General features: G+C 72.1%; 8 protein-coding genes. 3 read left to right on the top strand and 5 right to left on the bottom strand.

Annotated elements, in window-relative coordinates; all coding sequences use genetic code 11:
- Window positions 1–191: 191 nt before the first annotated feature.
- Both ACGF8B_RS34885 and ACGF8B_RS34880 read left to right on the top strand, forming a co-directional pair.
- Window positions 192–419 (top strand): antitoxin, encoded by a 228-nt coding sequence (locus ACGF8B_RS34885; protein WP_385819094.1) that lies wholly within the window; start codon window positions 192–194, stop codon window positions 417–419.
- Window positions 416–787, top strand: a complete 372-nt coding sequence (locus ACGF8B_RS34880) for a fic family toxin-antitoxin system, toxin component (protein ID WP_093551070.1) — start codon at window positions 416–418, stop codon at window positions 785–787. The genes ACGF8B_RS34885 and ACGF8B_RS34880 overlap by 4 nt, the downstream gene beginning before the upstream one ends.
- Before the next feature lie 49 nt (window positions 788–836).
- Here the strand turns inward: ACGF8B_RS34880 and ACGF8B_RS34875 are convergent, their stop codons facing one another.
- From ACGF8B_RS34875 to bioB, 4 genes are all read right to left on the bottom strand, one after another.
- On the bottom strand, window positions 837–1,514 hold the full coding sequence (locus ACGF8B_RS34875; RefSeq protein ID WP_392746232.1) for a class I SAM-dependent methyltransferase: 678 nt from the start codon (window positions 1,512–1,514) through the stop codon (window positions 837–839).
- A 78-nt stretch (window positions 1,515–1,592) separates the two neighbouring features.
- On the bottom strand, window positions 1,593–2,282 hold the full coding sequence (gene bioD / locus ACGF8B_RS34870; protein ID WP_392746230.1) for a dethiobiotin synthase: 690 nt from the start codon (window positions 2,280–2,282) through the stop codon (window positions 1,593–1,595).
- 1 nt (window position 2,283) lies between these two features.
- Complete coding sequence (locus tag ACGF8B_RS34865) at window positions 2,284–3,588, bottom strand: adenosylmethionine--8-amino-7-oxononanoate transaminase (RefSeq protein ID WP_392746228.1); 1,305 nt, start codon at window positions 3,586–3,588, stop codon at window positions 2,284–2,286.
- On the bottom strand, window positions 3,581–4,747 hold the full coding sequence (bioB, locus tag ACGF8B_RS34860) for a biotin synthase BioB (protein WP_392746226.1): 1,167 nt from the start codon (window positions 4,745–4,747) through the stop codon (window positions 3,581–3,583). The genes ACGF8B_RS34865 and bioB overlap by 8 nt, the downstream gene beginning before the upstream one ends.
- 142 nt (window positions 4,748–4,889) lie before the next feature.
- On the opposite strand from bioB, the gene ACGF8B_RS34855 reads away from it, so the two are divergent.
- Window positions 4,890–6,032, top strand: coding sequence for an 8-amino-7-oxononanoate synthase (locus ACGF8B_RS34855; RefSeq protein WP_392746224.1), 1,143 nt, complete (start codon window positions 4,890–4,892; stop codon window positions 6,030–6,032).
- On the opposite strand, the gene ACGF8B_RS34850 is transcribed toward ACGF8B_RS34855, so the two are convergent.
- Window positions 6,025–6,231: a DUF397 domain-containing protein gene (locus ACGF8B_RS34850; RefSeq protein ID WP_392746222.1), complete on the bottom strand. Its 207-nt coding sequence runs from the start codon at window positions 6,229–6,231 to the stop codon at window positions 6,025–6,027. The genes ACGF8B_RS34855 and ACGF8B_RS34850 overlap by 8 nt on opposite strands.
- Window positions 6,232–6,251: the final 20 nt, after the last annotated feature.

Below are 6,251 nucleotides of genomic sequence, written 5' to 3'. Positions count from 1 at the left end.
TTTTCCGTGCTGTTCGGGCGGGCCCCGCTCCTACTACCCGGCCTAGGATGTGACGTGGCCCCTATGGGTGGCATCACATCCACAGCGCCATTTCGGGGGCTCCGGCGAGCATCTTGTGCGGAGCGGGCGGGGCGTCCGGTGCCGGTCGGCTCCTCTTGCCGGTGCTAGCGCATGCGCGCTAGCGTGTTGATGTGCCCAAGACTCAGCTGAACGTGAGAGTGGACGAGGCGACCGCCGAGGCCGCGCGACAGCGCGCGCTGCAGAGGGGGATGAGCGTGAACCGCTACATAGAGGAGCTCGTGCGGCAGGACGCGGGGGAGGTCGGACACACCTTCGTCGAGGCCGCGGCCGACTTCATGAAGCAGTACGAGTCGGTGTTCGCCGAAGAGTTCGGCCCGGAGTGCAAAGGCACGCGTTGAACCTCCAGATCGACCTTTCCTGGCTGCTCATGGTGGCCGAGCACAAGACCCCCGGCGACCCGCAGGTGGTCGACTGGGGTGCGCTCGTGGCCGCCGTGGCCCGCCACGAGGCCGAGATCTTCGGCAGCCCCGTCTACAGCGACCCGCATTCCCGGGCTGCCGCGCTCCTGCAGTTGCTGCTCCATGTCCCCGCGCTCGAACACTCCAACGCGATGTTCTCCTCGGCCGTCGCGTACGGCTACCTCGTCGCCTCCGGACTCAAGGTCATCACCTCGCCCGAGCAGGTGCGTGACCTGGCCCGGCTGGTGAAGGAGGGCAAGGCGGACGTCCGGGCCATCGCCGACGAGCTCCGCCAGTGGAGCCTGTGACGGCCCCGCACCGGGTCGGCGGGTCGGCGCGGTACGCCGGGCCGACGCGTCAGCGCGGCACGTCCGGCCGGCGCGCCACCCCCAGCACGCAGGTCGACATGGGCAGCCGGACCCCGCACTCCGGCATCATGACCCTGCGGTACGACTCCACCACGAATCCGGCCCGCTCGATGGCGGCCAGGGTGTCACGCCCCGTGTGACACCCGCCCGTCAGCAACGGCCAGACCGTACGGTCCAGCACCCGCTGCGTGGTCGCCATGGCCCGGTCGTCGGCCCGCACGTGCTCGAAGAAGCGCAGCTCACCACCGGGCCGCAGCACCCGCACGATCTCCGCGAGCGAACGCTCCACATTCCGGACGCTGCACAGCACCAACGAGGCGACGGCCCCGTCGAAAGCCTCGCTCTTCACCGGCAGCGCCTCCGCCACACCCGGCACCACATCCACCGGGAGCCCGGCACGCAGCGCCGACCGCACTGCCAGGCGGCGCAGACCGCGCTCGGGTTCGATGGCCACCACCTCCGACACCGCGGGCGGGTAGTGCGCGAAATTCAGGCCATTGCCCGCACCTATCTCGATGACCCGCCCGGACAGGCCGGCCAGCAGATCCGAGCGCACCGCGGCCAGCCCCGCCCTGGTCTCCGCGACCACGCTCATCCGGGCGTAGAACCGGGCGAAGACGGGATGGTGGACCGCGTCCTGTGGGATTCTGGTGCCGCGCAGACGCATGACGGGCCTCCTCGACCGGGCGCTCCGGAAGAAAGTACGGCTACCTAGATTCTCCCCCCTCCGGCGCGGCTCATCCGCTCAGCCGGCCGGCCGATTCCCGCCCAGCTCCGCCGCCAGCCAACTCCGGGCCCGCACGCGGAAGTCGGCGGGCTCCAGGGCCCCCGCACCGGTCGGCACCGCACCCAGCAGCGGGGCGCCCGCCACCACGGGAAGGTCCGCCAGATTGCAGCGCGCGGCGAGGTCCGGCTCGGCGGGCATGCTGCCCACCACCACACCGAGGCACTCCAGGGCCCGGGCGCGCAGTGCCTCCGAGGTCAGCGCCGTGGTGTTGAGCGTGCCCAGACCGGCGGGCGTCACCACCAGCACCGGCGCGTCCAGCAGCCGGGCGGCGTCGGCGAGGGTCGAGCCCTCGTCGTCGAACCGTACGAGCAGACCGCCCGCGCCTTCGATCAGTACCAGGTCGTGCTCGGTCGCCAGCTTCTGTGCCGCATCGGCGATCTCGTGCGGCCGCACCGGTGGGAGACCCGCCCGGCGGGCGGCCGTGGCGGGCGCCAACGGCTCGGGGAACCGGGCCAGTTCGACCGGGGTGACATGACCGCCCGCCAGCCGGACCACCTCCGCGGCATCACCCGGCTCGCCCGGTGCCAGCCCCGTCTGCGCCGGCTTGAGCACCGCGACGCGGAGGTCGGGGCGCGCCGCCGCCACGGCCGCGGTCACCACCGTCTTGCCGATCTCCGTGCCCGTCCCCGTCACTACCAGAATGGTCATCTCAGCCCTCCCGCGCGGCCGCGCACACGGCGCGGCAGATCCGTGCCACATCCTCGTCACCGGTCACATACGGCGGCATCGTGTAGACGAGGTCGCGGAACGGCCGCAGCCACACCCCTTCCCGTACCGCCGCCCGGGTCGCGGCCGCCATGTCCACCTCATGGTCCAGCTGTACGACACCGATCGCGCCCAGCACCCGCACATCCCGCACCCCGGGCAGTCCGGACGCCGGGGCGAGGCCCTCCCGGAGCCCGGCGCCGATCCGCTTCACCTCCCGCTGCCAGTCCTGGCCGAGCAGCAGATCGACGGAGGCACACGCCACCGCGGCGGCGAGCGGATTGCCCATGAACGTCGGCCCGTGCGCGAGCACCGGAACCTCGCCGCTGGAGATGCCCTCCGCCACCCGGGAGGTGCACAGCGTCGCCGCCATCGTCAGATAGCCGCCGGTCAGCGCCTTGCCCACGCACATGACATCGGGGCAGACGCCCGCGTGCCCGGCGGCGAACAGCTCTCCGGTACGGCCGAAGCCCGTGGCGATCTCGTCGAACACCAGCAGCACCTCGTGCTTGTCGCACGCCTCGCGCAGCACCCGCAGATACGCGGGGGAGTGGAACCGCATCCCGCCCGCGCCCTGTACCACCGGCTCCACGATCACCGCGGCCAGCCGGTCGGCGTGCTCCGCGATCAGCTCCCGCAGATGCCGTACGTACGCGGCGTCCGGCTCCGCGTCGAAACCGGCCGGGGGCTCGTCGGCGAAGACCTGGCGGGGCAGCACCCCCGACCACAGCTCGTGCATGCCGCCTTCGGGGTCGCACACCGACATCGGCTGCCAGGTGTCCCCGTGGTAGCCGCCGCGCCAGGTCAGCAGCCGCTGCTTGGCGGGCCGCCCGGCCGAGCGCCAGTACTGCAGACACATCTTGACCGCGACCTCGACGGCGACCGATCCCGAGTCGGAGAGGAAGACGTGCCGCAGCGGCTCCGGGGTGATCTCGACCAGCCGGGTGGCCAGCCGCACGGCGGGCTCATGGGTGAGCCCGCCGAACATCACATGGCTCATCCGGCCCAGCTGATCACGGGCCGCCTCGTTGAGCACCGGATGGTTGTAGCCGTGCACCGCCGACCACCAGGACGACATGCCGTCGATCAACTCGCCCTGCCCGTGCGCCGGTTCGGCCAGCTTCAGCCGTACCCCGGACGCGGACTCCACGACCAGCGGCTCCTGACGGCCCGGCATCGGGCCGTACGGATGCCAGACGTGCGCCCGGTCCAGGGACCGCAGCTCGGCGGGGGAGAGAGCCTCAGGCATTGGGGGCGAGGTCCGTTCCCGCGCCGCGACGGCGGACCGCCACCAGGTCCGTGCGGGCGGCCGGAACCTCCGGTGACCCGGCCGCGGCCTCCCCGGGCGACTCCCCGCACGGGGCGCAGCCGCCGTCGTGCGAACCGCAGCGGCCGCCGGACTCCGCACGGTGCGCGGGCAGCGTGGTCGTGCCCGCCCCCTCCACCTCGAAACCGGAGTCCGCGATCATGTCCAGATCCGCCTGACCCGCCTGGCCCTCGCTGGTCAGGTAGTCGCCCAGGAAGATCGAGTTGACCAGATTCAGGGCCAGCGGCTGCATCGAGCGCAGATGTACCTCGCGCCCGCCCGCGAGCCGCACCTCCACATCCGGGCAGACGAACCGGACCATCGCCAGAATCCGCAGACAGCGCTGCGGAGTGAGGTTCCACTCCTTGGCCAGCGGTGTTCCCTCGAACGGGATCAGGAAGTTCACCGGAACCGAGTCCGGGTCCAGTTCACGCAGCGAGAAGACGACGTCGACCAGGTCGGCGTCGCTCTCGCCCATGCCTGCGATCAGCCCCGAGCACGCCGAGAGCCCGGCGGCCTGCGCCTGGTGGACCGTCTCCACCCGGTCCGCGTAGGTGTGTGTGGTGGTGATGTTCCCGTACGTCCCCTCGGACGTGTTCAGGTTGTGGTTGTACGCGTCGGCGCCCGCCGAGCGCAGCCGGTCGGCCTGCCCGTCGGAGAGCAGACCGAGGCAGGCGCAAACCTCGACGCCCTCGTTCTGTTCCTTGATCGCCTCGATGGTCTCCGACACCCGGTCGACGTCGCGGTCCGTCGGACCGCGGCCGCTCGCCACCAGGCACACCCGCTTCGCCCCGCCCGCCACCCCGGCGGCGGCGGCCTTCGACGCCTCATCCGGTTTCAGCCAGGTGTACTTCAGGATCCCGGCCTTGGAGCCGAGCCGCTGCGAGCAGTACGAGCAGTCCTCGGGACAGAGACCGGACTTGAGGTTGACCAGGTAGTTCAGCTTCACGCGCCGTCCGAACCACTGACGGCGTACCTTTCCGGCCGCGGCCACCACTTCGAGCAGATCGTCGTCGGAGGTCGCCAGTACGGCGAGCGCTTCTTCGCGGGTCGGCAGCTCGCGCCGCAGCCCCTTGTCCACCAGCGTGTTCAGGAGGTCCATGGCCAAGATCCTGGCCTACCGCACGGCTCCCAGCCAAGGAGGAACCGGACAACAGAGCCCGCCGAGGGTGTGTGTATTGCCACACCATGACCTGTTGCAAGCACGGTTAGGGTCTGTGAGCTGCCTACAAAAGGGACCGCTCATGCCCTTCGACCCGTTCGACTGGATCGACGCCGAGGCGTGCCGCCGCGCGGACGCCGGACTCGTCCGTACCCTGCGCCCCCGGCCCGCCGCGTCCGCGCTTGTGGACCTCGCGAGCAACGACTATCTGGGCCTGACACGGCACCCCGACGTCACCGCCGCCGCGGCCGGGGCCGCGCGCGAGTGGGGTGCGGGCGCGACCGGATCCCGGCTGGTCACCGGCTCCACCGCACTGCACGCCGAACTGGAGGGCGAGCTGGCCGAATTCTGCGGTTTCGAGGCGGCCCTGGTGCTGTCGTCCGGCTACGCGGCCAACCTGGCGGCAATCACGGCGCTCACCGGCCAGGACTCGCTGATCGTCTCCGACGCGGGCAACCACGCCTCGATCGTGGACGGTTGCCGGCTCTCCCGCGCCGGAACCGCCGTCGTTCCGCACGCCGATCCCGGAGCGGTGCGCAAGACCCTGCAGGCGCACCGAGGCCGGGCGCTGGCCGTCACCGACTCGGTCTTCTCGGTCGACGGCGACGCGGCACCGCTGTCCGAACTGGCCGACGTCTGCCGGTCCGCGGGCGCCGCACTGCTCGTCGACGACGCACACGGCCTCGGCGTGCTGGGGGACGGCGGCCGAGGGGCGCTCGCCGCCGCCGGTCTCGCGGGCGACGCGGGCATCGTCACCACGCTCACCCTCTCCAAGTCTTTGGGCAGCCAGGGCGGAGCGGTCCTGGGACCGGCCCGGGTCATCGAACACCTCGTCAACACGGCCCGTACGTTCATCTTCGACACCGGCCTCGCGCCGGCCGCGGCGGGCGCCGCGCTGGAAAGCCTGCGGCTGCTGCGCCGCGAGCCGGAGCGGGCAGGCCGGGCCCGTGCGGTCGCCGCGGCACTGTACGAGCAGCTCACCGGGGCCGGCCTGGCTGCCGTACGGCCGGACGCGGCCGTGGTCTCGGTGCGCGCCCCCTCGGCGGCCGCGGCGGTGCGCTGGGCGGCCGACTGCCGCACCGCCGGAATCGTGGTGGGCTGCTTCCGGCCCCCGTCCGTGCCGGACGGGGTGTCCCGGCTGCGGCTCACCGCACGGGCCGATCTGACCGAGGAGCAGATCGCCACCGCGGTGTCCGTGGTGCGGCGGACCGCCCCCGTCAGCTGACCGAATCCCGGCGCAGACCGGCGACGAACGAGGTCCAGGCCGCCGCGGTGAACCGCAGCGGCGGCCTGGACACATCCTTGGAGTCCCGCACGGCCAGCCGCTCGTCACCGAACGGCGCGGCCTCCACACAGTTGTTCATACCCGTGCTGCGGCTGCTGCGCCGCCAACGTAAGCCGTGCTGTGCGAGGCAATCCGACATGAGGCCCCCTCGGGCGGTCC

It is taken from the genome of Streptomyces sp. NPDC047917 (assembly GCF_043204345.1).
GTDB lineage: Bacteria > Actinomycetota > Actinomycetes > Streptomycetales > Streptomycetaceae > Streptomyces > Streptomyces sanglieri.
This window is presented reverse-complemented; position numbering and strand designations above follow the sequence as displayed.

Coding starts and splice junctions, on each gene's coding strand:
- ACGF8B_RS34875 (WP_392746232.1), bottom strand. CDS start 1,514: ATGCGTCTGCGCGGCACCAGAATCCCACAGGACGCGGTCCACCATCCC.
- bioD (WP_392746230.1), bottom strand. CDS start 2,282: ATGACCATTCTGGTAGTGACGGGGACGGGCACGGAGATCGGCAAGACG.
- ACGF8B_RS34865 (WP_392746228.1), bottom strand. CDS start 3,588: ATGCCTGAGGCTCTCTCCCCCGCCGAGCTGCGGTCCCTGGACCGGGCG.
- bioB (WP_392746226.1), bottom strand. CDS start 4,747: ATGGACCTCCTGAACACGCTGGTGGACAAGGGGCTGCGGCGCGAGCTG.
- ACGF8B_RS34855 (WP_392746224.1), top strand. CDS start 4,890: ATGCCCTTCGACCCGTTCGACTGGATCGACGCCGAGGCGTGCCGCCGC.
- ACGF8B_RS34850 (WP_392746222.1), bottom strand. CDS start 6,231: ATGTCGGATTGCCTCGCACAGCACGGCTTACGTTGGCGGCGCAGCAGC.